Source organism: Halomonas sp. AOP5-B2-8 (assembly GCF_052376475.1).
GTDB classification, from domain to species: domain Bacteria; phylum Pseudomonadota; class Gammaproteobacteria; order Pseudomonadales; family Halomonadaceae; genus Vreelandella; species Vreelandella casei.
The window spans coordinates 373,566-399,064 of the sequence record NZ_JBQSVS010000003.1 but is presented as its reverse complement, the minus strand read 5'-3'; the positions used below and the strand labels follow the sequence as shown (position 1 = coordinate 399,064).

The following is a 25,499-nucleotide window of genomic DNA, read 5'->3' as shown; positions in this document are numbered from 1 at the left end:
ATGTCCTCTCTTCCTCTATGGCTCGAACCCGTTGAGCGCTTGGTGGAAGCTGGCGGTGTTGTATTAGTGGTGCTGGCGGTGGTGGCCGTACTGGTTTTCGCCATGGCCATGGAGCGCTGGTGGTACTACCGCATCACTTGGCGCGTGGCAAGGCGCGAGCTACTGCACCGCTGGGCTGCTCGCAGTGATCACACCAGTTGGAGCGCGCGAACATTACGCCAAGTATGGGCCGAAGCATTGGTGGCCAAACTGCGCAAACCGCTGCCATGGCTGAAGCTGCTGGTGGCACTATGCCCCTTGTTAGGTCTGCTGGGTACGGTGACAGGCATGATCAGTGTGTTTGATAGCCTGTCGCTAAGTGAAACCCATCAGGCTCGCGCTATGGCGGATGGCGTGGCGCGAGCCACGTTGCCTACGCTGACCGGTATGGCCATTGCGGTGGTGGGTCTATTGTTTATTAGCCGCTTAGAACACGTTATTCGTCGGGAAGACCAGCGGCTGCATGATCGCTTGGCTCGGGCGTTGGAGGAAAGTGATGCGTAGACGCCGTTCTATAGATAACAATGCGGAGAGCAATGAGGTTAACCTCACTCCGATGCTTGATGTCGTGTTTATTATGTTGATTTTCTTTATCGTCACCACGAGCTTTGTCAAAGAGAGCGGTGTCGAGATTGAGCGGCCTGAGTCCAGTGCTGCCAGCCCACGCCCGGATGCTCAGGTGTTGGTGGCTATTTCGCCTGAGGGTGCAGTCTGGGTCGACGGTAGTCCTGTCGACGTGCACCGGATTGGTCAGCAGGTGGCCGGTATGTTGAGTAAAGATGGCTCTGTCGTTATCCAGGCAGACCGCGCGTCTACCACCGGACTATTGATTGAAGTCATGGACCGTTTACGTGAGGCGGGGGTCGACCAGGTAGCGGTGGCAGCGAGTCGGAGCGGGCCATGATGCGACATGGGCTGTCGTTATTAGGCGGCGCGGTATTGGCGGTAGGCTTGTTTTGGCTGCTGGCGCAATTGGTGACGCCGCCGGAGCCCACGCCAGAAAAAATAACTATGAGCATGGCCATGAATATGGTGGAAATGCCAGACGTCGCGCCTGAGCAAGAAACCCCAGCACCGCAACCCGCCGAGGCTGCTCCGCAGCAGGCGCCGCCTCCTATGCCGACACCGGAGCCACCGCCGGTATCAGAAAGCGCGATTAGCATGCCTGAAATTGAACTGCCGGATGAGCCTGTCGAGCCGGTTGAGATGGACAGTGAACTACCTGAATTGACCGAAGTAACCCCGGAGCCGACGCCAGCGCCAGCGCCAACGCCACGGCCTCAGCCGACACCCGCGGAGCCCGCGCCTACTCAGCGTGAGGCTGCATCTAGTGCCTCGGAAGCAGCGCCCGCCGAACGTGAAGCCGCGCCACAGGCTGAGCCTGCGCCCTCTAATGAGCCCGTGAGCGTTGGCCAGGCCACGCCGACTAGCCGAGTTAACCCCAGCTATCCATCGCGTGCGCAGCGCCGGGGCATGGAGGGGTTTGTAGAAGTGGCCTTTATGATTCGTCGTGATGGCAGCGTTGATGCTTCTTCGATACGCGTCACTAACGCGCAGCCGCGCCGGGTATTTGAAGAGGCTGCGCAGCAAGCCATTGCCCAGTGGCAATTTGAACCCAGCGATCAGTTGCGCAATGCCACCCAGCGGATCGAGTTTGAGTTGAGGTAGCGCTATGAAACGTCTGATGTCAATTGTATTGCTCAGCGTCTGGTCTGCCGGAGCGCTTGCAAGCCCAGCGCTGCCGGGCGATGTTATTGCTGATCTCACTGGATTGCAGCGTCAGTTGCAGCAAGGTCTATTAAGTGATGTTGTAGAGCGGGCGACGTCGCAGGCGGAGCGATTAGCCAGCGGTAATCAGTCAGACCGCTGGGCTGGCGCGCTCTATCAGCAGCTTGCAGCCGGTGCATTGATGCGCCAGGACCAGCCAGGTGAGGCGGCCGATAGGCTGGCCATTGCCCGCGGACTAAATGGCGTTGATAGCGAGCAGGCGGCACAGTGGCTACGAGAAGAAGCGTCATTGCGTCGCGCTGCCGGTCAGCGTGACCAGGCAATTGAACTGCTTAGTGAGTGGTTGGCTAATCATCAAGATGCTGATGTTAGCTGGCAGTTAACCCGATTGCTTGCCCAGCAAGAGCGCTGGGATGAAGCCGCTGGCTGGCTTGAGACGGCGCTGGAACAAACATCACAGCCGAGTGACGCTCAGCATACCTTGATGCTGGCCGTTTATCGAAACGCAGGGCAGAGTGAGCAGGCGCTGAGCCGTTTGCTGGATGGTTTGGATGCTCAAAGCGAAGCCGCTCAATGGCGAGAGGCGGCTGGGCTGGCTCAGCAGGCGGGGCAGGCAAACGTTGCCGCTGGCCTATGGGACATGGCATGGCAGCTGGGCAAGCTAACGCAGCCTGAGGATCGCTGGTTGTTAATTCAGCTGCATCTTGCGGGAGGAACGCCTGCCCGGGCGGCAGAGTATCTTGAGCAAGCGCTGAGTGAAGGCGCTATTGTCCGTGAGGAATCGACGTTGCGCCTGCTGGCCAGTGCTTGGCAGCAGGCAAAGCATGTTGAAAATGCGCTGAATGCCTGGCAGGCCTTAGCGCTACATACCGAGTCCGCCGCTGATTGGCGTGCCTATGGCCAGTTAGCTTACGCCTGGGGTGACGATCAGCAGGCCAAGCAGGCGTTCACTCGAGCGTCAGCGTTGGGCGACGATGAAGCAGAGCAGTGGCTAGCCAGTTTTAGCTAAGCTTTGAGCGTTAGGTTAAAATCGCTCCAAATCGGCGCATGATCAGAAGGGCGCTCAATGCCTCGCAGGTCATAGTCAATGCCTGACTCAGTGGTGCATTCGGCCAGCGGCTTGGTGACCAGGATGTAATCAATGCGCAGGCCGCGCTTGGGGTCTTGGTCAAACGCTTTGGAGCGGTAGTCAAACCAGCTAAAGCGATTGTCGATATGGGGGTAGCAAAGACGATAGCTATCGATTAATCCCCAGGCTTTAATGCCAGCGAGCCACTCACGCTCAATCGGTTGGAAGCTGGCTTTGCCTTCGCGTAGCCAGCGCTTGCGATTAGCTTCACCAATGCCGATATCCTGGTCTTCGGGCGAAATGTTGAAGTCGCCCATCACCGCTAGCCGCTCGTCAGGTCGATGCTGTTCATTTAGCAATCTGGCGAGCTGGCCATAAAAGCGTTCTTTGTGCGGAAACTTGGTGGGGTGCGTAACGTTTTCACCCTGAGGGAAGTAGCCATTCCAGATCGTTACGGGTTCACCATCGTCAGCTAGCAGGCGTACGCCAATCATGCGGCGCTGTGCGTCTTCTTCATCATCCGGAAAGCCGTACAACACGTCTTGCGGCGCTTGGCGGCACATTAGGGCAACGCCATAATGTCCCTTTTGGCCGTGATAAAAAACGTGGTAGCCCATCGCTTCTACGTCTGCGAGCGGGAATTCGCTGTCTTGTACTTTGGTTTCCTGCAGGCCAATCACATCAGGCTGCTGGGTATCGATCAGTGCCTGTAGCTGGTGAAGACGTGCACGAATACCGTTGATGTTGAACGAAACCAAGCGCATTACGAGTCGCTTCCTTTAGGGCTGTCAGGCTTGTCAGGATGAATAGCAATGGTTTGGCCGCTCTGTTGGCGGGCGAGCTTTTTCACCGCTTGAAGCTTGCGCTGCTGCTGCTTTTTGGCTACAAAACGCACCGAGGAAACCACTTGATCAGGGTTGTCGTGGCGCCATTTTTTGTAATCTTTGCGCCGCCCGGTACGTATAGTGACCTTGTCGGCCAGTGAGCGAGTTTTTTTCTTACGCGTCATGTCGCGCTCCTTACGTCGATTTGAGGGCTATTCTAACAGGCCTTGGGCCTCCTTCGACAGCAGGACGCGCTCTTATCGCCAAGCCCTGGTACAATACGCACTTCTTGATGCCTAACCTCCACAGCAATGGACAGATAGACAGCCTATGAGCGAGTCGGAACAGACCACAGCACCGGCCCAGAACCGCAAGCCAAAACGCCGCCGTCGGAAGCCGCGTCGTCGCCAGTCGAGCTGGGATCTTCGTCAGTTTCAGGTGCCCGCCGTGGCCGGCAAGTGGCGCTTTCATGACTTTGATTTGCCGCTGCCACTGATGCGTGCTATTCATGCCCAAGGGTTTGAATACTGCACACCTATTCAAGCTGAGGCTCTGCGCCAGACGCTTTTAGGTGGTGACATTGTCGGCAAAGCGCAAACGGGAACCGGTAAAACAGCCGCCTTTTTGATCTCAGTCATGAGCTACTTCCTGGAAGAGCCCACGCCCGATGGTCAAAAGCCGGGTGCACCACGCGCGCTGATCATTGCGCCTACCCGCGAGCTGGCGCTGCAGATTGAAAAAGATGCCAAAGCCTTAGCACGCTTTACGCAGCTCAACGTGGCCAGCGTCGTCGGCGGTATGGACTATCAGAAGCAGCGTGAGAGCCTGGGTAGCAAAATCGATATTCTGGTGGCAACGCCAGGGCGCTTGCTGGACTTTCATCAAAAGCGCGATATCGATCTCAGTGAAGTCGAAGTACTGGTGCTGGATGAAGCCGACCGTATGCTATCGATGGGCTTTATCCCTGACGTGAAGCGGATTATTCGCTACACGCCGAAAACAGAAGAGCGTCAAACATTTCTGTTCTCGGCTACCTTTACCGACGACATTCTCAATCTCGCCAGCCAGTGGACGCTTGATCCTGCCCACGTTGAAATAGCAGTGACGGTTGAAAGCCAGGCAGATATAGATCAGCGCGTTTACCTAGTATCAGATGACGATAAGCAACGCTTGCTGGTCAATTTGCTACAGCAGGAAAGCTTTGAGCGCGTCATGGTCTTCGGTAACCGTCGTGATTTGGTACGTAAGCTGAATGATCTGCTCAGCAAAGCCGGCGTGAGCGTGGCGATGCTGTCGGGCGATGTGCCGCAGAATCAGCGTATCAAAACTCTGGAAAGCTTTCGTGAAGGCGAAATTCAGGTATTGGTCGCAACCGATGTGGCCGGCCGTGGGATTCATATTGAAGACGTAAGCCACGTTATCAACTACACCCTGCCTGAAGACCCTGAAGACTACGTGCATCGCATTGGACGCACCGGGCGTGCAGGTGCGAAGGGCGTCTCGATTAGCTTTGTCGGTGAAGAAGATGCGTTTTCACTGCCGGAAATCGAGCAGTACATCAACGACAAGCTGCCCTGCGTACATCCGCCGGAAGGTATGCTCTAGACCGCATGCTTGATACAGCCCTAAAAGGCGAGATTCAAGACGCTTATCGTCGCGTGGTGGAAAGCCTTGGGCTAACCCCACGCTACGGGCAGCGTATGATGATCGCCGAAATTGCCCGCACCCTCGGTAATATCGAAAGTGATAGCGAGGGTAAGCGGACTAACGATACCCATGTCTGCGTGCTGGAAGCGGGTACCGGTACGGGGAAGACGCTGGCCTATTTGATTGCCGCGCTACCGATTGCTAAGGCGCGAAGCAAGCGGCTAATTGTATCGACCGCAACGGTCGCTCTCCAGGAGCAGGTGCTCAACCAGGACTTACCTTCGTTGGCTAGCCATAGTGGCATTGCCTTTCGCTACGCATTAGCGAAAGGGCGAGGTCGCTATGTTTGCGTGGCACGTTTGGATCAAGAGCTGGAAGGTACTGACCCCAATCCAACGCTTTCGCTTTTTGAGCAGTCGTTGCAAACACAAAGTAGCGATTTTAGCGTACTCGCTAGCGATATGGCGCAGGCATACGGCCAGGGGGAGTGGGAAGGCGATCGTGATAATTGGCCGGCGGCCATTGACGATGCGCATTGGCGACGCTTAACGGTCGACCATCGCCAGTGCACGGGCAGGCGCTGCGGGCATTTTGCTGCTTGCGCTTTTTTTCGTTCTCGGCGCGAGCTTGAAAATGCCGACGTCATCGTCGCCAATCACGACCTTGTGCTAGCTGATTTAGCGCTGGGCGGCGGTGCTATTTTGCCCGACCCGGCAGACTGTATTTTCGTGTTTGATGAAGGCCATCACCTGCCTGAGAAGGCGCTTTCTCACTTTGCCCACCGCTTTGCGGTGCACGGCTGTTTGCGTTGGCTGAAAACGCTGAGAAGCAGTTTGACCGACCTCCACCAGGCGTTGGCTATTCAGCCAACGGTGTCGCGACTTTTAGTCAGCTTGCCAGAGCTGATTCATAATCTGGAGCCCGCGCTGGGAGACGTGTTTAGCATGGGGCACCAACTGGCGGAGCGGCCTAACGGCCTGGCTGACGAAGAGGCCGCCCATCAGTCGCGGTTCGAAAAGGGCCAGGTGCCCGATGCCCTTCTGGAGCAGGCGCAGCAGTTGCTGGTGATGTTTGCCTCGTTGTCGCGCTGCTTGGAAAGCATCAGCGATATTCTGCGCGAAAGCCTTGATCCTGATAAGCAGACCGGCCTTGATCGCGAGCAGGCAGAAGCCTGGTTGCCGCTCGTGGCGTTGCTTCACGGGCGGGCGTTAGAGGCGCATGCCTTGTGGCAGGCGTTCAGCGAGCAGGATGTTGCTAATGAAGCGCCCAGTGCCCGCTGGATCACTCTGAGCCGTGTGGCTGGAGAGCCGGAAATTGAGTTTTCGGCCAGTCCCGTTTCGGCTGCCCACACCCTGGCTAAGCATTTGTGGGGCCGCTGTCACGGCGCGGTCGTAACCTCGGCAACGTTGACGGCGCTAGGTCGCTTTGAGCGCTTACAAGAGCGCGCGGGCCTGGCTAATCGCTATCGTTATCAGGCATTACCCAGCCCGTTTGACTACGCCAACGCCGTGTTGCGAGTGCCTAAAGAGGCGACTGACCCTAGCGATAGAGAAGCCCACGAGCGAGCCATCGTCAGCTTTGTCTCTCAGTTGGCCGACAAAGAGGCGGCGCTGGTGCTGTTTTCTTCCCGTGCGCAGCTGCGAGCCGTCGATAAGGCATTGCCTGCTGGCGTTAAAGCTCGCGTATTGGCGCAGGATGCATTGCCCAAGCGTGAGCTGATCGAAAGGCATCGTGCAGCGGTTGATAAAGGCGATGGGAGCATTATTTTTGGCTTGGCTAGTTTTGCTGAAGGTATCGATCTGCCAGGTGACTACCTAACTCATGTGGTCATTACGCGCTTGCCGTTTGCGGTACCCGATGACCCGGTGGGCGCCACCTTGGCAGAGTGGATAGAAAGCCAGGGCGGCAATGCCTTCATGCGCATTAGCGTGCCCGATGCGTCTATAAAACTGGTTCAGGCCTGTGGGCGACTGATTCGTAAAGAAAGCGATCGCGGCACGATTACCTTGCTAGATAAACGTGTGATTACCCGCCGCTATGGGCAGGCCTTGATGGATGCGCTGCCGCCATTTCGGCGTGAAATCAGCCGGTAATGAAAAACCCCGCCGTGGCGGAGTTTTGGATGTGACAAACCGCAGTGTTACTTGGCAATACGCTTAGCCAGTGGAACGGTGAGTTTGTCGTTCATGCGATTGAACGCCTCTACCGTGGTGTCCCAGTCGATGCATGCATCGGTAATGGATACGCCATACTGAAGCTGGCTGAGGTCTTCAGTTAGTTTCTGATTGCCCCAGCCAATATTAGATTCAATCATTAACCCAATAATGGAAGTGTTACCTTCTAAAATTTGGTTAGTGACGTTTTCTAGTACTAGTGGCTGTAGCGCCGCATCTTTATTGGAGTTGGCGTGAGAGCAGTCAATCATGATGTTGGGTGAGAGCTTGGCTTTTTTCAGCTCTTTCTCTGCGAGTGCCACGCTTACGCTGTCGTAGTTGGGCTTGCCGTTACCGCCACGCAGTACTACATGGCCGTAGGCATTGCCGCGCGTACGAATGATGGCCACTTGGCCGGCCTGGTTAATGCCCAAGAAATTGTGCGGGCTGGCAACAGACTCAAGCGCGTTAATAGCGACATCGAGACTGCCATCTGTACCGTTTTTGAAGCCGACGGGGCAGGAGAGGCCAGACGCCATTTCGCGGTGAGTCTGAGACTCGGTGGTACGTGCGCCAATGGCTGACCAGCTGATACAGTCTTGCATGTACTGTGGCGAAATTGGGTCTAGCGCTTCGGTGGCCAAAGGTAGGCCCATTTCGGCAAGATCGACCAGCAGTTTGCGTGCGATGTGCAGGCCCTCATCGATCTCAAAGGAATCGTTGAGATGCGGGTCATTGATAAGGCCTTTCCAGCCCACCGTTGTGCGCGGCTTCTCGAAGTATACGCGCATGACTATATACAGGCTGTCGCTGACTTGATCGGCTAATGTGCGTAGGCGACGAGCGTAATCCAGCGCAGCATCGACATCGTGAATTGAGCATGGGCCGACAACGACCAGCAGTCGCGGGTCGTTGCCATCTAGGATATTCTGGATGGTTTGGCGGCCCTCAATGACGGTGCGTTCTGCCGCATCAGTGAGCGGTACGGCATTCTTGAGGGCTTCTGGTGTGGTGAGTACGTCTTGAGCGAGGACGTTAAGGTTATTAACCTGTTGTTCTGACATCTTGCTACCTATGCTTGCGTAATGGCTGAAAAAAGTGAGGGAGCGATAAAAGTGGCGCCTACTATCGCTTGCTGAGCAGGTAAAAATCAATTGCTGTGGAACTATCGGTAGTCGAAAAGTGTCAGCCACAAGGTTTTTGTGTATTCAGATTAAGCGCTTGATGCGCCGCACAGAACGCGTAACACTGTCGCCATATTGTTATAAAATGTAGCGGGTCAACGCGCTTAGCTAGTTAAAAAAATATAGCTTTATCATAGAGTGTGGCAACAAGTACCAACGCTACGTTCGCCATTTGCTTTCACTTATTATTAATCAATGCCCAAGGGACGCTATGCTGCTTGCTGTGAACGCCCACAGGTTAGGGCTAATAGGAATGGGGCTCGGCGCATGCCGTACGAGCTTGAGGAGCGTGTGAATGGGCACTCGGGAAACAGACCAACAGCTTGTTGAACGTGCTCAAAAAGGAGATACGCGTGCTTTCGATCTGCTGGTAAAAAAATACCAGCATAAAATTATTGGTCTCATTAGCCGCTACGTACACGATCACTCTGAAGTTCAGGATGTGGCGCAGGAGGCATTTATTAAGGCGTACCGCGCCTTAGGTAAATTTCGTGCGGAAAGTGCTTTTTATACGTGGATGTATCGGATTGCGATCAATACGGCGAAAAACTATTTGGTTTCGCGGGGGCGTCGGCCACCCGGTAGCGACTTAGATATTGTTGATGCTGAGATTATCGATCAAAGCGGTCGGTTGGCAGATTCTGAATCGCCAGAAGCTGCCATTGCCAGAGACCAGTTAGAGGCAGCGGTCTATCAGGCAATTGATAACCTGCCCGACGATCTGCGTACGGCTATTACCTTGCGCGAGTTAGATGGTCTTGCCTATGAAGATATAGCGCAGGTGATGCAATGTCCGGTAGGCACCGTGCGTTCGCGTATTTTTCGCGCTCGCGAAGCGGTCGACGAACATATTCGCCCGCTTGTTTCCACGGCACGGAACAGTCGCGATGAATGATGGTCATAAGTAGCAAGCAATATGGCTGGCTAGGAATGCCTTCACAAGAATTAGCTTTTATTTTTTTGTGAACTGTCTGGGAAATGACGCGTCATAGAGCTGACTGCCTTGATTAGTAGGCATTGTCTTAATTGACAAAAATGCTAATTGGCAAAAGATTGAAAAGATGGGCCTTAAGCAGCAGTTGTTAATACTTGTTTTGGCCAGTGAAGTCGTCGGGGTGATAGTGCGTTTAACTCGCAAGTGTTGCCTCAGTACTTCTTTTAAACAGTGTGAGGGTGTGAAGTATGAGTCAAAACACACGGGAATCACTTTCGGTGTTAATGGATGGCGAGAGTGATGAGCTTGAGCTACGCCGAGTGTTGAAAGCACTGCCAAATGATGACGGTGCCGCAGAGACATGGAGGCGTTACCATTTAGCACGCAGCATGATGCAGCGTGAAAGAGGGGTTGATGTAAGTATTGATCTTTCTGCTGGCATCATGGCCCGATTGCGCGACGAGTCCGCTCCTTCCATGGATATTGAAGAGCGTGTTGCCACGCGTGCCGGTGGAATTTCCTTCGCTCGCGGCGCGGGTGTTGCGGCCGCCGTATCGCTAATGGTGATCACAGGCGTACAGTTCTTTGGCAACGGTCTGTCTGAGGGCCAGGGTAGTGGCGGTATTGCCGCATCATCACCTAATGTGACTAGCCAGGTACAGCCGGTCAATTTAGCCAGACAGCCTGCTATAGCATCAAATGCCGATATGCCTATGTTTGAGCCAACGCCTTTTCGCATTAGCGGTCAGTCAGCTCCGAGCGGCTTGATGAATATTAGTGAAGCAGGCTTCTCTACTCAGGCATCTCAGGGTGTTAGTGCCTCGCAAGGGACTAACATTAATATTGATCAAATTGGCATGTTGCAATCCTACCTAGAGCAACATACTCAAAGTGCTGCTTACGGAAGTGGCGACAGCTGGATGCCGCTCATGCGTTCTTCAGCGGTAACTGAGCCGCTGGGCCAGCGCTAATTATCTGCCATCATTCGGTGGAGTACTGCTAGGTGAGTAGAGCGTGCTGGGAAATAGAGCGTTCAAGGTGTTAATGCCTTTGCGAGTGAGGCATGCATGGGTACTGGCACTGTCGGTCGGTATGTTTTCGCTTCAGGTACAAGCGCAAAGCGATACTCAGGCTAATTCTGGGTATGAGTGTGCGGATACCTTGATTTCGACACCCAGTACCGGCACCGAGTGGCTAGAACGCGGCTTATGGGCTAGCCACTGCTATGCTTTTCAGGCAAGAGCCGTGGCTATAGATGCTATCAATGTGCGTACACTGGCACTTTCGCACCGCATTCAAGACGGCATACGTCAGCAGGTGGTGCAGTATTTGGATGGCCCCTCAGTCAGCATTGAGCGGCGTTCGCCGGTAGGTAGGCTAGCGTGGACCGAAGACAGTGGCAGTGGTGGGTTTCCTTCCCCAGCTAGGTGGGCAGCCCATCTTGAAGAATATTATCAGATTGATCTTGAGGAAGATGCGCGTGTCGCTGGTCGAGACGCCGTAAAACTAATTTTTGAGCCTCTTGATCAATGGCGTTTTGCTCACGAGTGGTGGTTAGATCGTGAGACAGGGCTGCTGCTCAAGCACGTGCTTATTGATCAGCAGGGTCGCATTATTGAGACCTTCCAAATTACTCAGCTTCAATCGCCTGAGCAGTACACCGGAAATATCCGCATAGACTCTCCGAAGGTTGCGCTCAGTACATCATGGCGTACGACTTGGTTGCCCGAAGGTTTTGTGGGCCAGCCGGTTGCATTCTCTGGCAACGACGTTCAGCAGCGTGTTTATAGCGACGGTTTAGCCACCGTGAGTATTTTTGTCGAACCTCTTGAGGAAGATGAAGCTGACGGCTTGCGCGAAGGTGTGCAACAGGTGGGCGTATCTGCCGTGGCTATTGAGCATTACACCACCGACGAGGGGCGCTGGCAGTTGATTGCCATTGGTGAAATGCCGGTCACTACCCTCCAGCGAATTGCTCGCTCAATTACTTTTGATCAAGATGCTGAAGAAGAGAGCGGTCGTGCAGATCCTTAGCGATTCAATAGGGGCCGCGTGGTGACGGAAACTACCTGCGCCTCTTTGCTGCGTGTGGCCAAGATAGTTGCCCATGCTAATGACGGACTTGTTGTTGAGGTGGTCGCTCAGGAAGGCTGCGAGCAGTGCGCTAAGGGCCGAGGCTGTGGGGTAGGGCTGCTGGCCCGTCAGCGTAGCCGGCAATTAGTCGTTGCGCTTCCGTGTGCAGCTTCAATCGATACCGACCAGTCAGTTGAACAGTGCTACCCATTAGGCCAACAGGTCACCATAAGCCTGCCGCGAACCTCTGTTACGCTGCTGGCTTTTTTTGTATATGCACTCCCCTTAATGGCGGCACTCTTGTTGGCTGGCTTAGTCCCGCTAATCAGCACTGCTCAGTGGCTTGCGCCACTGGTGTTTTTTGCGGGCCTAATCGTGGGTGCTATTAGTATGAAAGTATTATTGCGTGAGCGAAGTGAACGCTTTCGCCCTCGCTTGGTCTGTTAGTTCTCCCGCACCTCGCTACGAGTTGCACGGCCTTTGATGATTATTACGTTCAGTAGGAGCTCTTGCATGAAGCGCTTGATTCTCCCTTCCACGCTCTGGGTATGCATGGTGGCATTGCTAACGGCTGGGCAGGCTGCTAATGCCCAAAGCCTGCCGGATTTCACCGAACTCGTTGAAGCCGCCGCGCCAGGTGTGGTGAATATCTCGACAAGCCGAACGATCCAGCGAAGCAGTTCGCCTGGATATGAAGGGTTTGGTGGCCAGGAAATTCCGGAAATTTTCCGACATTTTTTTGGAGAGAGCTTTGGTGGTAACCGGCCATCGCCCCCAGATGGCGGGCAGGGGCAGGGGCAGGGGCATAGCGAAGAGCGCCAGTCGTTAGGCTCGGGGTTTGTCATTAGTGATGACGGCTATGTCATGACAAATGCTCATGTGGTTCAGGATGCTGATGAAATCTTGGTGCGCCTGAACGACCGCCGTGAGTTGAGTGCCGAGCTGATTGGCTCTGACCCACAAACTGACGTGGCGTTATTGAAGATTGATGCAGCTGATCTACCGACACTGACCCTAGGTAACTCCGACGAACTGAAGGTGGGCGAGTGGGTTGCCGCCATCGGCTCGCCTTTTGGCTTTGATCACTCAGTGACGGCAGGTATCGTGAGTGCGATTAATCGCACCTTGCCACGCGATGCATATGTGCCCTTTATTCAGACGGATGTCGCTATCAATCCCGGCAATTCGGGCGGGCCACTGTTTAACTTAAGCGGTGAAGTGGTTGGTATTAACTCGCAAATTTTTACCCGCAGCGGTGGCTTTATGGGTGTCTCGTTTGCGATTCCCATCAACGTGGCGATGGATGTGGTCGATCAACTGCGTGAAAGTGGCCGGGTAGATCGGGGCTGGCTGGGTGTAATGATTCAGCCTGTCTCCCGCGATTTAGCAGAATCTTTCGGCATGGAAAACGCTATTGGCGCCTTGATTGCCGATCTCGATCCTGAAGGTCCTGCTGCGCAGGGTGGTTTACAAGCGGGCGATGTGATTATTGAGGTCAATGGCGAAGAGGTCGAACGCTCCAGCTCATTGCCGCGCCTGATTGGCCGTGGAGAGCCTGGTTCAGAGGTGGCGTTAACCTTGATTCGCGACGGTGAAGAAATTTCTCAGTCCGTCGAGCTGGGTAACTGGCCAGATGCTGAAGGGCAGGCGAGCCAGGCCGGTAGTAATAATCAGGTACGTCTTGGGGTAACGGTGGCAGAGGTTGATGAAGAGACACGCGAGCAGCTAAGTATTCCAGGCGGTGTAGAGGTTCGCCAGGTTGAGCTTGACAGCGTCGCTGCTGATGCCGGCATTCGCCCCGGCGATGTGCTGGTGAGTGTTGATCATCGCAGCGTATCCTCGTCGGACGAGCTGATGAAGATTGTCGAAGGATTGCCCTCTGATCGCGCCATTCCAATACGTCTATTCCGCGAAGGCCGCTCGTTGTTCGTCGCGTTACGTCTGGAATAAACACCTTTTTTGCACACCTAGTCCGGCGGTTCTCGCCGGACTGCTGTTCCTATCCTGCGCATATCGCTACAATAGCGATTATCTTTTTGTCGAAAATAGCCTTTATGAAAAAAATGGCAGCTGTTTTCGAGCTTTGAATTCTCGAAGCGGGCTGTAATCTAGGCCGCTTGCGTACCACTAAGGCAGAACAGAATCGATGTCCCAAGACGTTCCCAACGGAAAACTTAAGCACATACGTAATTTCTCCATTATCGCACACATTGATCATGGTAAATCGACGCTCTCTGACCGTCTTATTCAGACCTGCGACGGCTTAACCGCACGAGAGCTTAAAGAGCAAGTGCTTGACTCCATGGACATCGAGCGCGAGCGCGGTATTACTATCAAAGCGCAGTCGGTCACGCTGGATTACACCGCGAGCGATGGGCAAGTTTACCAGCTGAACTTTATCGATACGCCGGGCCACGTCGATTTCTCCTACGAAGTATCCCGTTCGCTTTATGCCTGCGAAGGCGCGCTATTAGTTGTTGATGCCGCACAGGGCGTGGAGGCTCAGTCGGTGGCTAACTGCTATACCGCCATTGAACAAGGACTAGAAGTACTGCCGGTGCTGAATAAGATCGATCTGCCTCAGGCTGATCCGGATCGAGTAGCGCAAGAGATTGAAGAAATTATCGGTCTGGACGCGACCGATGCTTGCCAGGTATCTGCCAAAAGCGGTATTGGTATTGATGCACTTTTAGAGCGTCTGGTACGTGATGTTCCGCCCCCCAAAGGCGATCCGGATGCGCCTCTGCAAGCGCTGATTATCGACTCCTGGTTTGATAACTATCTAGGTGTTGTATCGCTGGTGCGGCTATTTGATGGCACGCTGCGCAAAGGCGATAAGCTTCGCATCAAATCGACAGGCCGCGACTGGAATGCCACGGAAGTGGGTGTTTTTACGCCCCTGCGTAAGCAGACCGATATTCTGCGTGCCGGTGAAGTCGGCTTTGTTGTGGCCGGTATCAAAGAGATTCACGGCGCGCCTGTGGGCGATACCATTACCCACACTAAAACACCCGATGTAGAACGGTTGCCCGGTTTTCAGAAAGTTAAGCCGCAGGTTTACGCCGGCATGTTCCCGGTGAGTGCGGATGATTACGAAGATTTTCGTGACGCCCTTGAGAAGCTGGCACTTAACGATGCCTCGCTTGCCTATGTGCCTGAAAACTCCGATGCATTGGGTTTTGGTTTCCGGGTGGGATTTCTTGGCACGCTGCACATGGAAATCGTTCAGGAGCGCCTTGAGCGTGAGTATGATATTGATCTGCTCACTACCGCGCCGACCGTTGTCTATGAACTGGCGATGAAAAATGGCGACCTTAATTACGTCTCCAACCCCTCTAAATTGCCAGACATGGCCGATGTTGATGAAATGCGCGAACCGGTAGTGCGCGCTAATATTTTGGTTCCTCAGGAGTATGTTGGCAACGTCATTACGGAATGCGAACAGCGCCGTGGTACTCAGCTAGACATGCAGTTTCTGGGTAATCAGATTCAGCTGGCCTACGAATTGCCCATGTCGGAAGTGGTCATGGACTTCTTTGACCGTCTGAAATCGATCTCCAAAGGCTATGCATCGCTTGAATATAACTTCGAGCGCTTTGAGATGGCTAAGCTGGTGCGCCTTGATGTGCTTATTAATGGCGATAAAGTAGACGCGCTAGCGGTCATTATCCACCGCGATCACGCCCATCATCGCGGTCGTTTGCTGGTGGAGAAGATGAAAGAACTGATCCCACGGCAGATGTTTGACGTAGCTATTCAGGCCGCTATCGGTGGCCAGGTCGTGGCACGTTCAACGGTAAAAGCGCTGCGAAAAAACGTAACGGCTAAATGTTATGGCGGCGATGTTAGCCGTAAGAAGAAGCTGCTCGAGAAACAGAAAGCGGGTAAGAAACGCATGAAACAAGTAGGGCGTGTGGAAATCCCTCAGGATGCCTTCCTTGCTGTGCTCAAGGTTAACGACTAGGAAAGAATACCACTTATGGATTTTTCATTACTTCTGGTACTCGCCGTTGCGCTTTCGGGCGTTATTTACCTGCTCGACGTGGTGCTGTTAAGGCCTAAACGTCGCCAGCGTGTTGCGACAGCTGATGCCAATACCCAGGAAGGGTTAGACGAGCCCACCCGTGAAAAGCTGCTGAAAGAACCGTGGCCGGTCGATTACGCCCGTTCGTTTTTTCCGGTGCTGTTGATCGTGCTCGTAGTGCGCAGCTTTATTGTTGAGCCGTTCCAGATCCCCTCGGGTTCAATGCGGCCTACGCTCGAAGTGGGCGACTTTATCCTGGTCAATAAGTTTGCCTACGGCCTGCGGTTGCCGGTGGTGAATACCCGTTTTATCGATGTTGATGACCCTGAGCGTGGCGATGTGATGGTATTTCGCTTCCCTGACGAGCCCTCGGTGAATTTCATCAAGCGCGTGGTGGGGTTGCCGGGAGATCGCATTCGTTATGAGGGCAAGCAGCTTTACATCAACGATGAGCCGATTGCTAAAGAGCTGGCTGAAGAGGGGCCTGAGGCCTCTCCTGAACAGCTACTGTTAGCAGAAACACTAGGCGGCGCTGACCACTTTGTTTATAACAACCCGCGCGACCCTGGCCCGCAAATGCGTGAAGTGGAAGTGCCGGCAGGGCATTATTTCATGATGGGTGACAATCGTGACCATTCCAACGACAGCCGCTATTGGGGCTTTGTGCCGGAAGAAAATATTGTCGGTCGTGCCTTTGCGGTATGGATGCACTGGGACGGCGGGTTGCCGAGTTTTACCAGTGTGCGGCGCATTGAATGAAGGTTTTGCTTACGTTGAGTTTAGTCAGTTATGCCACTTTAGTTAACGTCAATGACGTAGGAGAGCTGTGAGTAATTCCTTGAACGCTTTTTGCCGACGAATCGGCCATACCTTTGGCGATGATATGCTATTGGAGTTGGCCTTGACCCACCGCAGCTTCGGTGGTCGTAACAATGAGCGCCTGGAGTTCCTAGGTGACTCTATTGTCAATTTTGTGATTGCCGAAGCGCTGTTTCAGCTCTTCCCACAGGCGCGTGAAGGCCAGCTTTCACGCCTGCGCGCGCGATTAGTGAAAGGCCAAACGTTGGCCGAGCTTGCGCGTGAAATGGAGTTTGGCGAATGTTTACGGCTAGGGTCTGGCGAAATGAAAAGCGGCGGACATCGGCGCGAATCAATTTTGGCAGACGCGGTTGAAGCCATCATTGGCGCCATCTATCTGGATGCCGGCATGGACGTTGTGCGTGATCGCGTATTGGATTGGTATGCAGAGCGGCTTGGCAATATCTCGCTACAAGATACCCAAAAGGATCCAAAGACCCGGTTGCAGGAATTTCTTCAGTCGCGCCAAGCAGCATTGCCGCGCTATGAAGTTGTCTGCGTCAAGGGTGAGGCGCATGCCCAGACCTTTACCGTGGAATGCTACATTGACCTGTTGACTGAGCATACCACCGGTAAAGGCCCTAGCCGCCGCCATGCTGAACAACAAGCGGCAGAAGAAGCGCTTTCGTATCTTGAAAAAAGTCCTGGAGACAAATCATGAGCCAATCCTGTGGATTCGTTGCCATTGTCGGTCGACCCAACGTGGGCAAGTCCACCCTCATGAACCGTATTCTAGGGCAGAAGGTGTCGATTACATCACGTCGCCCGCAAACCACGCGGCATCAGGTGATGGGCATTAAAACGGTTGAAGAGACGCAGTTTGTCTATGTCGATACCCCGGGCATGCATATTATGTCCAAAGATCGTAATAAGGCGATTAACCGCTTTATGAACCAAGCGGCGACTCAGGCATTGCGCGACGTTGATTGCGTGGTGTTCATTATTGACCGCACCCGCTGGACAGAAGAAGACCAGGCCGTTCTTAAGCGCTTGGAACATGTAAAAGCGCCGGTGATTCTTGCCGTTAACAAAGTTGATCGGCTGAGTGAAAAAGGCGACCTGTTGCCGTGGTTAGCAGAGGTCGGTGCGCGTCGCGATTTCGCCGCGGTGGTGCCTATTTCCGCCAAGCACGGCACCCAGGTAGACACGCTAGAAGACGAGGTGGCTAAATACCTTCCTGAAAGCGTTCACTTTTTCCCCGAAGATCAGATTACCGACAAAAGCATGCGCTTTATGGCGGCTGAGATGGTGCGTGAAAAAGTCATGCGCCAACTGGGCGATGAACTGCCTTATCAGATGACCGTTGAAATTGAAGAGTTTCGCGAAACAGAGCGGGTGACACATATCAGTGCGTTGATTCTGGTCGAGCGCCAAGGTCAGAAAGTCATACTGATTGGTGAAAACGGCGATCGGATCAAGAGCATTGGCCGTGAGGCGCGTCTGGATATGGAGCGCGCGCTAGGCACAAAAGTAATGCTCAACCTATGGGTTAAAGTAAAACGCGGCTGGTCAGACGATGAACGCGCGTTGAAAAGCCTGGGTTACGACCTAGATTGAGTCTAGCGATGCCGCCGGAGCCGGCTTTTCTGCTGCACCGGCGGCCCTACCGTGAAACCAGCGCGTTAGTAGATCTACTAACGCTCAACCACGGTAGGGTGCGTGCCGTTGCGCACGGCGGTCAGCGACCTGGTTCAAAGTCGCGCCAGCGCTTGCAGCCATTCACACCGCTATTTGTCACTTGGCAAGGTACGCGTGAGTTGAAGCGGCTTACGCTGATGGAGTCTCGTGGGCAAACGGCGCTACTGGCAGGTGAAGGGCTGCTGTGCGGGCTCTATGCGAATGAAATCGCCACGCGGCTTATGCCATTAGAACTGTCGGCGTCGGACGTGTTCGCGTTTTATACGGTGCTGTTAGAAGCATTGCCGATCCCTGCCGAACGTGCGCTAGCGCTGCGCCGCTATGAATGGGCGCTGCTAGAAACGCTGGAGGCAACGCCGCAGTTTACGACGCTTGACGGTGGCGTTTTAGACCCCCATTTACGCTATCGTTTCGATGTCGTTAGCAGGGCGTTTGCCGCTGACGAACGTGGGCTAGATGGCCGAACGCTGCGCTACATTGAGCAAGGCGATTGGCAGCATGAAGGGCTTGCCAATGCGCTTAAAGCCGTTATGCGCGCAGCACTGGCGCCTCATCTAGGCACCGCTGTTTTGCGCTCACGAGAGCTGATGCTCGATTTGGCTCGCCGTCGTCATCGCTCTTGATGGCTGTATTTAATAACTTATTAACTCTTATCTTCTTGCTGCGTTGGAGGCACTATGCATCCCCCTCGGATACTGTTAGGCGTCAATATTGATCACATTGCGACACTTCGCCAAGCCCGAGACACGCGTTATCCCGACCCCGTGCAGGCGGCTTTAGTCGCCGAGGAGGCCGGTGCCGACGGCATTACGGTGCATTTGCGCGAAGACCGCCGCCATATACAGCCGCGAGACGTGCGTATTTTGGCCGAGATGCTGAATACGCGCATGAACTTGGAAATGGCCGTTACCGAAGAGATGCTGGCCCTGGCTGAGGAAGTGCGCCCTGCGCATGTCTGCTTAGTGCCTGAAAAGCGTGAAGAGTTAACCACCGAAGGCGGTTTGGACGTCGTGGGTGGCTTTGACGCGATTGAGAGCGCTTGCCAGCGTCTGCGTGCAGTAGGCTGTGACGTTTCGCTGTTTATCGATCCTGAGGAGGCTCAGGTTGACGCAGCCCAACGTGCTGGTGCACCCACTATCGAACTGCACACCGGTGCCTATGCGCAAGCTCGGTCTGGCAGCGATGCCGCGAATGCGGAATATCATCGTTTAACCGTTGCCGCTACTCACGCCATGTCACTGGGTTTGATCGTCAATGCCGGTCACGGTTTGCACTATCACAACGTTGAGGCAATTGCCGCATTGCCGGGCATTAATGAGCTCAATATTGGTCATTCCATCATTGCGCGCGCGCTTTTCGTGGGTCTCAAAGAGGCCGTGCAGGAGATGAAGCGTCTGATCGTTGCCGGGCAAGAGGCAGGCTTAATGGCAGCGTTAGATGCTCATGACCTGGAACACGATCATTCGCATGGCGCGAGCGCTGGCCATGCAGGCGATATTGAGCATCGCCATAACGGATGCTGCGGGCACTAATGAGCGGTGTCTTTGCTTAGAGGTTCATCTGTTTAGAGGTTCATCTGTTTAGAGGTTATGTTGGCGATGATAGTGGGAATTGGCTCTGATATTGCCCGCGTCGAGCGCTTTGCACAGGCTGTAAAACGTCACGGTCCGCGCTTTGCTCAGCGTATTTTAGGCCCCGATGAGCATGCTGCATGGCTGCAAAAATCACAGCCTGCCGCCTTCTTGGCCAAACGGTTTGCCGCTAAAGAAGCGTTTGTGAAAGCGCTCGGACTGGGCCTGCGAGAAGGCATGCAGTGGTGTGATATTCAGGTGCTTAATGACACTTTGGGTAAGCCGCATTTTTTGCTTAGTGGTGAAGCCAAACGACTCCTTCTAGCGGCGGGCGTCACGGCTAGCCATGTCACGCTAAGCGATGAGGCTGAGTATGCTGTGGCCTTCGTGGTGCTGGAGCGCTAATCGCTTAACCATCAAGCCAGTGATTAGCCTATAGCGTTTGTAAAAAGAGCCTGCACTAATGCCTAAGTAGCAGCGGACGGTACGTTCGCAGCTTTGCCATGGCTCTATACAGGTCTTCTAAGAGCCCATGTACATGGTCTAAACCACTGGTGCGAAGTCGGGTTTCCAGCGTTTCTACCAGCAACGCCAATTCAGGTGCACCACAGTAGCGGCTAGCGCCATTCAAACCGTGCACCCAATCCAGCAGCGTCGCCAAGTTTTGCTGTGAGTAGGCGCTGCGCATTTGTTTTTCACTCTCTTCAAGGCCATCAATTAGCCGCTTTAGCTGCTCGCGCGCTAGGTAGTCTTTGCCGCCCGCTAGGTGCGCTCCCAGCTCCAAATCTACCACCGGTAAGGTCGCAGGCTTGGTAGTGGCATAGCGTGGTTTAATGGCCATTTTAGTTCCCCTCGGTGAGAACGATGGTGTCGTAAAATCGGCCAGTCGATACGTATGACTTAAAAATCTACTCAGTAGCTGGTGCAGCTGCGTCTCATCGATGGGTTTGATGAGTACGTCATCTAAACCTTCCGCTAGCCACTTTTCGCGCTCACTGCTGAGTACGTGGGCGGTAACGGCCACAATCGGGCAGCGTGCCCAGGTGCTGCTCAGACGGCGCAGCGCGTGAGTGGTTTGAACGCCGTCTAGTCCCGGCATGCGAATATCCATTAGCACCATGTCAACGTTATGGTTGCGTGCGAACCCTAACGCGTGATGACCGCTTTCTACCGCTGTGATGTGAATTGTCGGGCTTTCTAGCATGCTTTTAAGCAGCTCCCGGTTCGACGCATTATCGTCCACAATCAACAGCTTTAAGACCGGCGAGCCAGTAGGTGGCAAGTTGGGATGGTCGGCAGGCTTACTGGGAACAAGCGCAGGTAACAGCAGTTGATCCAGCGAAGTTGCCAACTGATCACGTGAAAAGGGCTTATAAAGCGTTTCGCCACCATAGGTTAAACGCAGTGGCGGCAGGTCAAAGCTATTGCTATTGGCTAAAACCAACACCGGGCACGGGGTTTGGTCAATCACGTTTTGCCAATAGGTTTGACGTTCGGGGCTAAAATCATTGTGCTCTAACCCCAGTATTAGCAGCTGCTCCTGCTCTAAGGCATCTAATGGCATTGGTATCGCTTGCCAGCGCTGAAGCAAATGCTCCAGCATATGCCGAGTGGGCAGGTGCTCTTCATACAGGCGTATATGGGGATTATCTAGGCTGATTTCCGGGGGGCGCTCAATGGCTTTATGCGCTAGCATTGGCAGCGTAAACGAGAACGTAGTACCCGTGCCAAGCTCGCTTTCAACGCTGATCTCGCCACCCATGCGCTCAATCAACTGGCGACAAATGGTTAGCCCTAAGCCGGTGCCGCCAAACTGGCGCGAATGGCTGGGCTCTGCTTGTGTAAACGCGTTAAATAACGCCTGCTGATGGGTGTCGCTTAAGCCAATGCCGGTGTCACTGACGCTGATGCTCAGCACCACATGCTGCCCTTCATGGTTATCCAGCATGACGCGAACAATCACTTCACCCTGATGGGTGAACTTAAGCGCATTGCTGATTAAGTTGTTCAATACTTGGTGGATGCGTAGCGGGTCGCCGCATAGCGGTGTCGGCACATCGTCGTATACCATCGCCACTAAATGCAATTGCTTACGCTGGGCTTCTGGCGCGTGCAGCCCCATAACCTCATCGACCAGCGTCACGATATCAATATCGGCTTCTTCTAGGGTCAGGCGATTGGCCTCAAGTTTAGAAAAGTCGAGCACGTCATTAACCAACATGAGCAGGTTGTCGCTGGCGCGATGCACGTGTTGAAGCCATTCCTGCTGGCGGGTGTCCAGTGATGAGCGGCCCAGTAATCGGCAAAAGCCTATAATACCGTTCAGCGGTGTACGGATTTCATGGCTCATATTGGCAAGAAATTCAGACTTCACAGCGTTTGCACGCAGCGCGCTGCGATGAGCCAAATCGAGCTTTATGTTCTGCTCTTCAATGGTTTTCATTGATGCTTGCAGCTCGCTGGTGGCCTGCTCGATTTGCGTTTGCATATCGCGCTGTGACTGCTGAAAGTGTTCCGCAAGGGTATTGACATGGGTATAGAGGTGATTAAGTTCCGCGGCACCCGAGGACGCTAAACGCAGCTGATAATCGCCGCGGGATAAGCGATACAAAGCATGACTGGCTTCTTCAATATGCCGGGTAACGTAACGGCTGATGGCAAAGGCGATTAAAAACAACAGCAGCCCCAGTAGCATGCCACCTAGGCTAAGGCTGGCAATCAATTTATAGCGCTCAAGCGTCAGCGCACGGATTTCCATTTCTACATCTAGCCAGCCTAGGATATTTAAATCGCTAGCGTTAAACGTCGTGAGCGGTATGCGTAATCGCCACCTATCGTCATCAATAATAAGCTGCTGATCCGCCGGTGGGCTCAGCGGCACGGGGGCGGGCTTGCCAAGTAACAATAGGCGACTGCCTTGCTCATTAAACACCGCAACCGTCCTCAGTCCATTGAGGCTCAGTAGCTGACGCGCTAAGTTCTCAAGCTGCTCAAGGTCGGCATCAGCAATTGCCTCACTGAGGCTGGGTGTTATTAGTTCGACAGCATTTTCTAAGCGCTCTTTTTTCATGGTATGCGTCTGGGCATCGTTCTGTACCATCAGGAGTACGGCCATGATGGCGTATACCAAAAGGGGTAGACCGAGTAAGGCAAACAGCAGACGGGTATTCAAAGACATGAAAGAAGCTCGCTGATTCAATGAGGTTGCCTGTCCAGGCCGAGGCAGCACCGATATAATGCAGCATAACGGTTACGATAAGGAATGTTCGATGAGCTATTTCAAGAACGATTTCAAAAACGATCTCAAAAACGATTTTACAAACTATCCTACGCTAGAAGATGTGGTGGGCAATACGCCGCTGGTGCGGCTGAAGCGAATTAGCGCTGGGCGCAACAATACACTGCTAGCCAAGCTTGAAGGTAATAACCCCGCGGGGTCGGTCAAAGATCGCCCAGCACTGTCTATGTTAATAGAGGCAGAAGCCCGCGGCGAAATTTCTCCCGGCGATACACTGATAGAGGCAACTTCAGGCAATACCGGTATTGCGCTTGCCATGGCAGCGGCGATTAAAGGCTATCAGATGGTGCTGGTAATGCCAGAAAATGCCTCGGATGAGCGTAAGCAGGCAATGGCTGCCTACGGGGCAAAATTAATTTCGGCAAGCAAAGCGGGAGGCATGGAAGGGGCTCGCGACATTGCGGATGACATGATAGCCAGAGGGGAAGGTAAGCCGCTCAACCAGTTCGCTAATCCGGATAACCCGCTGGCGCATTACCGTACAACCGGCCCTGAGATATGGCAGCAAACGGGCGGGGAAGTGACTCACTTTGTAAGCTCCATGGGCACCACCGGCACCATCATGGGCGTATCGCGCTATTTGAAAGAGCAGAATCCGGCAATTCAAATTATTGGCTTGCAGCCTGCTGATGGCGCCAGCATCGCCGGTATACGTCGTTGGCCGAAAGAATACCTGCCGGCTATTTTTGAAGCCCCCCGCGTGGATGTCACGCTGGATATCGGCCAGCAAGAGGCGGAAGAGCACATGCGACGTCTAGCGCGTGAAGAAGGCATCTTAGCGGGTGTGTCCTCCGGTGGCAGCTTGGCCGGTGCGCTGCGTATCGCAGAGCAAACGGAAAATGCCGTGATCGTGTTTATCGTCTGTGATCGCGGTGATCGCTATCTTTCCACCGGCCTTTTTGCCCCAGGAGTATAACGATGGCTATGTTGGGAAAGCGGCGGCCACCAAGGCCTGCATCGGGCCATTCTGGTTTAGCGGGTACGCCAGGTGGCAAAGGGGTGCATGCCCTCTCCGAAGATAGCTCACCGTTAGTGATTGAGCGCTTAGCGCACGATGGCCGGGGTGTTGCCCATGCGGCCAACGGTAAAACCGTGTTTGTCGCTCAGGCATTGCCGGGTGAGCGGGTTGATGTTGCTATTCACTTGACGCGCAAACGCTACGACGAAGCGCATATCAAATCACTGTTGACCACCTCTGAGCAGCGCGTAACGCCGCCATGCCTACACTTTGGCCGCTGCGGCGGCTGCGATTTGCAGCATTTGAATATTGACGCGCAGCGTGCGCATAAGCGCGACGTGGTGCGCGATCTCTTTGCCCGTCAGGGCATCACGCTGGGCGATATTAGTTCGATTCAGGGCAGTGACCAGGGCTATAGGCGGCGTGCCCGGTTAGGCGTCAAAGTGGATAGCCAAGGCAGTACCCACCTAGGTTTTCGGGCCGCCCATAGCCATCGGCTGGTCGATATTGAACAGTGCCCGGTATTGGTTGACTCGTTACAGCAGTTGCTAACGCCCCTGCGTGAACTGCTGCAAACGCTAGAGGCTCCGCGTCAGGTAGGTCATATCGAACTACTGGCAACGGCCAGTGCGCAGGTAGTGTTAGTCCGTCAGTTAAAAGAACATGCACCGGATGCCGAGCGCTGGAAGGCCTTTGCGCAAAGCCAGCGGGTAGCGTTAGGCACTTGGCTGGGGCGTGAAACGCCCACGCTGCACTGGGATGGTGCGCCGCCGGTGCTGGAAGAATCGCTGACGCTCGACGGGCAGCCGCCGCTTGCGCTCAGCTTTGCGCCAGGCGATTTTTTACAAGTCAACGCTCAGGTTAACCAGCAAATGGTGGCTCAAGTGATTGAATGGCTAGCGCCTAAGCCTGGGCAAAAAATACTCGACCTGTTTGCGGGTATTGGCAATTTCAGCCTGCCCATCGCAGCAGCCGGCGCCGAAGTACATGCGGTAGAAGGGAGCCCCGCCATGGTGGCGCGCATTGCCGACAATGCTGCGCGTAATCAGCTGGTAGTAAGCGGTGAGCAGGGGGATTTGAGCGACCCCGCGAACGTTAAGGCGCTGTTAGCCACCCATCGTGATAGCGACGCGCTGGTGCTTGATCCGCCGCGCATCGGCGGTGAAGCAATATGTCAGGGGCTGGCTCATCAACGGGTACCCAGAGTGGTCTATATTTCCTGTGACCCCGCAACGCTTGCCCGAGATGCGGCACATCTTGTGCATGCGGGTTACCGTGTGAAGCAAGTGGCCGTCGCCGATATGTTCCTTCACACTGCGCATATGGAAACGCTGGTGCTGTTTGAGGCTGATGGTGTTTAGGTGGATGGCCTTAAGTAAACAGTTTTAAGTAAATGGTTTTAAGCAAATGGTTTTAAGCAAAGATTATTTAAGTTGTTGTTAGTTAAGCAGGCGCTTTGTAGGCTGATAGGTTGGAAGTGCCGGGGCTTATTTTCGCCCAT

The 25,499-nt window shown here is 54.2% G+C and carries 24 protein-coding genes; 20 read left to right on the top strand and 4 right to left on the bottom strand.

The features are described 5' to 3' along the window. The 4 genes from ACT3RP_RS09405 to ACT3RP_RS09390 are packed head-to-tail and all read left to right on the top strand — an operon-like array spanning position 1 to position 2,776. A complete protein-coding gene (locus ACT3RP_RS09405; protein WP_441672601.1) occupies positions 1 to 543 on the top strand; it encodes a MotA/TolQ/ExbB proton channel family protein in 543 nt (180 codons plus the stop codon). Next, the gene (locus ACT3RP_RS09400; RefSeq protein WP_096280532.1) at positions 536 to 943 is read left to right on the top strand and encodes an ExbD/TolR family protein; all 408 of its coding nucleotides are present in this window, start codon (positions 536 to 538) and stop codon (positions 941 to 943) included. Before ACT3RP_RS09405 ends, ACT3RP_RS09400 begins: the two co-directional genes overlap by 8 nt. Continuing rightward, a complete protein-coding gene (locus tag ACT3RP_RS09395; protein WP_483393694.1) occupies positions 940 to 1,707 on the top strand; it encodes a TonB family protein in 768 nt (255 codons plus the stop codon). The genes ACT3RP_RS09400 and ACT3RP_RS09395 overlap by 4 nt, the downstream gene beginning before the upstream one ends. Positions 1,708 to 1,711: 4 nt before the next feature. Continuing rightward, entirely contained in the window at positions 1,712 to 2,776 is a 1,065-nt protein-coding gene (locus tag ACT3RP_RS09390) for a tetratricopeptide repeat protein (protein WP_483393693.1), read from the top strand. Here the strand turns inward: ACT3RP_RS09390 and xthA are convergent. Together xthA and ACT3RP_RS09380 are read right to left on the bottom strand one after the other, a co-directional pair. After that, a complete protein-coding gene (xthA, locus tag ACT3RP_RS09385; RefSeq protein WP_441672604.1) occupies positions 2,773 to 3,600 on the bottom strand; it encodes an exodeoxyribonuclease III in 828 nt (275 codons plus the stop codon). The two genes, ACT3RP_RS09390 and xthA, sit on opposite strands and share 4 nt — an antisense overlap. Beyond that, complete coding sequence (locus ACT3RP_RS09380) at positions 3,600 to 3,845, bottom strand: hypothetical protein (protein ID WP_096280520.1); 246 nt, start codon at positions 3,843 to 3,845, stop codon at positions 3,600 to 3,602. The genes xthA and ACT3RP_RS09380 overlap by 1 nt, the downstream gene beginning before the upstream one ends. A 145-nt stretch (positions 3,846 to 3,990) precedes the next feature. Between ACT3RP_RS09380 and rhlB the strand changes: the two genes are divergently transcribed. Both rhlB and dinG read left to right on the top strand, forming a co-directional pair. Continuing rightward, positions 3,991 to 5,265 carry an ATP-dependent RNA helicase RhlB gene (gene rhlB / locus ACT3RP_RS09375; RefSeq protein ID WP_441673178.1) on the top strand — a complete coding sequence of 425 codons (1,275 nt, stop codon included), beginning with the start codon at positions 3,991 to 3,993 and terminating at the stop codon, positions 5,263 to 5,265. Between the two features lie 5 nt (positions 5,266 to 5,270). Continuing rightward, the gene (dinG, locus tag ACT3RP_RS09370; protein WP_441673176.1) at positions 5,271 to 7,400 is read left to right on the top strand and encodes an ATP-dependent DNA helicase DinG; all 2,130 of its coding nucleotides are present in this window, start codon (positions 5,271 to 5,273) and stop codon (positions 7,398 to 7,400) included. Between the two features lie 47 nt (positions 7,401 to 7,447). On the opposite strand, the gene ACT3RP_RS09365 is transcribed toward dinG, so the two are convergent. Next, positions 7,448 to 8,524 carry a 3-deoxy-7-phosphoheptulonate synthase gene (locus ACT3RP_RS09365; protein WP_441673174.1) on the bottom strand — a complete coding sequence of 359 codons (1,077 nt, stop codon included), beginning with the start codon at positions 8,522 to 8,524 and terminating at the stop codon, positions 7,448 to 7,450. A gap of 415 nt (positions 8,525 to 8,939) precedes the next feature. On the opposite strand from ACT3RP_RS09365, the gene rpoE reads away from it, so the two are divergent. The 12 genes from rpoE to acpS all read left to right on the top strand — a co-directional run bounded on the left by rpoE (position 8,940) and on the right by acpS (position 20,147). After that, entirely contained in the window at positions 8,940 to 9,539 is a 600-nt protein-coding gene (gene rpoE / locus ACT3RP_RS09360) for an RNA polymerase sigma factor RpoE (protein ID WP_096280508.1), read from the top strand. Between the two features lie 287 nt (positions 9,540 to 9,826). After that, complete coding sequence (locus ACT3RP_RS09355; protein WP_441673172.1) at positions 9,827 to 10,549, top strand: sigma-E factor negative regulatory protein; 723 nt, start codon at positions 9,827 to 9,829, stop codon at positions 10,547 to 10,549. A 43-nt stretch (positions 10,550 to 10,592) separates the two neighbouring features. Next, positions 10,593 to 11,612 (top strand): MucB/RseB C-terminal domain-containing protein, encoded by a 1,020-nt coding sequence (locus ACT3RP_RS09350; protein WP_483393692.1) that lies wholly within the window; start codon positions 10,593 to 10,595, stop codon positions 11,610 to 11,612. Between the two features lie 21 nt (positions 11,613 to 11,633). Beyond that, positions 11,634 to 12,098, top strand: coding sequence for a SoxR reducing system RseC family protein (locus ACT3RP_RS09345; RefSeq protein WP_319022216.1), 465 nt, complete (start codon positions 11,634 to 11,636; stop codon positions 12,096 to 12,098). Between the two features lie 66 nt (positions 12,099 to 12,164). Further along, a complete protein-coding gene (locus tag ACT3RP_RS09340; RefSeq protein ID WP_483393691.1) occupies positions 12,165 to 13,601 on the top strand; it encodes a DegQ family serine endoprotease in 1,437 nt (478 codons plus the stop codon). A gap of 196 nt (positions 13,602 to 13,797) precedes the next feature. Then, entirely contained in the window at positions 13,798 to 15,615 is a 1,818-nt protein-coding gene (lepA, locus tag ACT3RP_RS09335) for a translation elongation factor 4 (protein WP_441671681.1), read from the top strand. A gap of 15 nt (positions 15,616 to 15,630) precedes the next feature. Then, positions 15,631 to 16,434 (top strand): signal peptidase I, encoded by an 804-nt coding sequence (lepB, locus tag ACT3RP_RS09330; RefSeq protein WP_441671679.1) that lies wholly within the window; start codon positions 15,631 to 15,633, stop codon positions 16,432 to 16,434. A gap of 67 nt (positions 16,435 to 16,501) precedes the next feature. Beyond that, a complete protein-coding gene (gene rnc / locus ACT3RP_RS09325) occupies positions 16,502 to 17,194 on the top strand; it encodes a ribonuclease III (RefSeq protein WP_096280489.1) in 693 nt (230 codons plus the stop codon). Next, on the top strand, positions 17,191 to 18,090 hold the full coding sequence (gene era, locus ACT3RP_RS09320; RefSeq protein ID WP_096280486.1) for a GTPase Era: 900 nt from the start codon (positions 17,191 to 17,193) through the stop codon (positions 18,088 to 18,090). The genes rnc and era overlap by 4 nt, the downstream gene beginning before the upstream one ends. An 8-nt stretch (positions 18,091 to 18,098) precedes the next feature. Continuing rightward, a complete protein-coding gene (recO, locus tag ACT3RP_RS09315; protein ID WP_441671676.1) occupies positions 18,099 to 18,794 on the top strand; it encodes a DNA repair protein RecO in 696 nt (231 codons plus the stop codon). Positions 18,795 to 18,848: 54 nt separating this feature from the next. Next, the gene (pdxJ, locus tag ACT3RP_RS09310) at positions 18,849 to 19,703 is read left to right on the top strand and encodes a pyridoxine 5'-phosphate synthase (RefSeq protein WP_441671674.1); all 855 of its coding nucleotides are present in this window, start codon (positions 18,849 to 18,851) and stop codon (positions 19,701 to 19,703) included. Positions 19,704 to 19,769: 66 nt separating this feature from the next. Then, complete coding sequence (acpS, locus tag ACT3RP_RS09305; RefSeq protein ID WP_441671672.1) at positions 19,770 to 20,147, top strand: holo-ACP synthase; 378 nt, start codon at positions 19,770 to 19,772, stop codon at positions 20,145 to 20,147. A 55-nt stretch (positions 20,148 to 20,202) separates the two neighbouring features. Here acpS and ACT3RP_RS09300 read toward each other — a convergent pair whose 3' ends face one another. After that, complete coding sequence (locus tag ACT3RP_RS09300; protein ID WP_483393690.1) at positions 20,203 to 22,920, bottom strand: ATP-binding protein; 2,718 nt, start codon at positions 22,918 to 22,920, stop codon at positions 20,203 to 20,205. A 91-nt stretch (positions 22,921 to 23,011) separates the two neighbouring features. On the opposite strand from ACT3RP_RS09300, the gene cysM reads away from it, so the two are divergent. Further along, positions 23,012 to 23,956: a cysteine synthase CysM gene (gene cysM, locus ACT3RP_RS09295; RefSeq protein WP_193063578.1), complete on the top strand. Its 945-nt coding sequence runs from the start codon at positions 23,012 to 23,014 to the stop codon at positions 23,954 to 23,956. A gap of 2 nt (positions 23,957 to 23,958) precedes the next feature. Next, complete coding sequence (rlmD, locus tag ACT3RP_RS09290) at positions 23,959 to 25,359, top strand: 23S rRNA (uracil(1939)-C(5))-methyltransferase RlmD (RefSeq protein WP_193063580.1); 1,401 nt, start codon at positions 23,959 to 23,961, stop codon at positions 25,357 to 25,359. Positions 25,360 to 25,499: the final 140 nt, after the last annotated feature.

Coding starts and splice junctions, on each gene's coding strand:
- ACT3RP_RS09405 (WP_441672601.1), top strand. CDS start 1: ATGTCCTCTCTTCCTCTATGGCTCGAACCCGTTGAGCGCTTGGTGGAA.
- ACT3RP_RS09400 (WP_096280532.1), top strand. CDS start 536: ATGCGTAGACGCCGTTCTATAGATAACAATGCGGAGAGCAATGAGGTT.
- ACT3RP_RS09395 (WP_483393694.1), top strand. CDS start 940: ATGATGCGACATGGGCTGTCGTTATTAGGCGGCGCGGTATTGGCGGTA.
- ACT3RP_RS09390 (WP_483393693.1), top strand. CDS start 1,712: ATGAAACGTCTGATGTCAATTGTATTGCTCAGCGTCTGGTCTGCCGGA.
- xthA (WP_441672604.1), bottom strand. CDS start 3,600: ATGCGCTTGGTTTCGTTCAACATCAACGGTATTCGTGCACGTCTTCAC.
- ACT3RP_RS09380 (WP_096280520.1), bottom strand. CDS start 3,845: ATGACGCGTAAGAAAAAAACTCGCTCACTGGCCGACAAGGTCACTATA.
- rhlB (WP_441673178.1), top strand. CDS start 3,991: ATGAGCGAGTCGGAACAGACCACAGCACCGGCCCAGAACCGCAAGCCA.
- dinG (WP_441673176.1), top strand. CDS start 5,271: ATGCTTGATACAGCCCTAAAAGGCGAGATTCAAGACGCTTATCGTCGC.
- ACT3RP_RS09365 (WP_441673174.1), bottom strand. CDS start 8,524: ATGTCAGAACAACAGGTTAATAACCTTAACGTCCTCGCTCAAGACGTA.
- rpoE (WP_096280508.1), top strand. CDS start 8,940: ATGGGCACTCGGGAAACAGACCAACAGCTTGTTGAACGTGCTCAAAAA.
- ACT3RP_RS09355 (WP_441673172.1), top strand. CDS start 9,827: ATGAGTCAAAACACACGGGAATCACTTTCGGTGTTAATGGATGGCGAG.
- ACT3RP_RS09340 (WP_483393691.1), top strand. CDS start 12,165: ATGAAGCGCTTGATTCTCCCTTCCACGCTCTGGGTATGCATGGTGGCA.
- lepA (WP_441671681.1), top strand. CDS start 13,798: ATGTCCCAAGACGTTCCCAACGGAAAACTTAAGCACATACGTAATTTC.
- lepB (WP_441671679.1), top strand. CDS start 15,631: ATGGATTTTTCATTACTTCTGGTACTCGCCGTTGCGCTTTCGGGCGTT.
- era (WP_096280486.1), top strand. CDS start 17,191: ATGAGCCAATCCTGTGGATTCGTTGCCATTGTCGGTCGACCCAACGTG.
- recO (WP_441671676.1), top strand. CDS start 18,099: ATGCCGCCGGAGCCGGCTTTTCTGCTGCACCGGCGGCCCTACCGTGAA.
- pdxJ (WP_441671674.1), top strand. CDS start 18,849: ATGCATCCCCCTCGGATACTGTTAGGCGTCAATATTGATCACATTGCG.
- acpS (WP_441671672.1), top strand. CDS start 19,770: ATGATAGTGGGAATTGGCTCTGATATTGCCCGCGTCGAGCGCTTTGCA.
- ACT3RP_RS09300 (WP_483393690.1), bottom strand. CDS start 22,920: ATGTCTTTGAATACCCGTCTGCTGTTTGCCTTACTCGGTCTACCCCTT.
- cysM (WP_193063578.1), top strand. CDS start 23,012: ATGAGCTATTTCAAGAACGATTTCAAAAACGATCTCAAAAACGATTTT.
- rlmD (WP_193063580.1), top strand. CDS start 23,959: ATGGCTATGTTGGGAAAGCGGCGGCCACCAAGGCCTGCATCGGGCCAT.